At 50.3% G+C, this 433-nt stretch carries 5 tRNA genes; all 5 read left to right on the forward strand.

The features are described from left to right. Nucleotides 1-2: 2 nt before the first annotated feature. The 5 genes from AC6UD4_RS07205 (at nucleotide 3) to AC6UD4_RS07225 (ending at nucleotide 433) form a co-directional block, all read left to right on the forward strand. Nucleotides 3-75 (forward strand) — tRNA-Lys (locus AC6UD4_RS07205). Nucleotides 76-98: 23 nt separating this feature from the next. Beyond that, nucleotides 99-171 (forward strand) — tRNA-Thr (locus tag AC6UD4_RS07210). 5 nt (nucleotides 172-176) lie between these two features. Next, nucleotides 177-248, forward strand: a tRNA-Gly gene (locus AC6UD4_RS07215). 16 nt (nucleotides 249-264) lie between these two features. Next, nucleotides 265-350: transfer RNA gene (locus AC6UD4_RS07220), tRNA-Leu, on the forward strand. A 9-nt stretch (nucleotides 351-359) separates the two neighbouring features. Further along, nucleotides 360-433 (forward strand) — tRNA-Arg (locus AC6UD4_RS07225).

The following is a 433-nucleotide window of genomic DNA, read 5'->3' on the forward strand; positions in this document are numbered from 1 at the left end:
TTGAGCCGTTAGCTCAGTTGGTAGAGCATCTGACTTTTAATCAGAGGGTCGGCGGTTCGAACCCGCCACGGCTCATTATTTATATAAATAGCATGTATGCCGACTTAGCTCAGTTGGCAGAGCACCTGTCTTGTAAACAGGGGGTCGGAGGTTCGAATCCTCTAGTCGGCATTTATGCGGAAGTAGTTCAGTGGTAGAACGCCACCTTGCCATGGTGGAGGTCGCGGGTTCGAATCCCGTCTTCCGCTTATGTCAATTTATAATGCCGGGGTGGCGGAATTGGCAGACGCACAGGACTTAAAATCCTGCGGTCAGTGATGACCGTACCGGTTCGATCCCGGTCCTCGGCATATTATTATGCACCTATAGCGCAATTGGATAGAGTGTCTGACTACGAATCAGAAGGTTGTAGGTTCGACTCCTACTAGGTGCA

The sequence above is a fragment of the Fructilactobacillus sp. X3R5C2 genome, assembly GCF_059901175.1.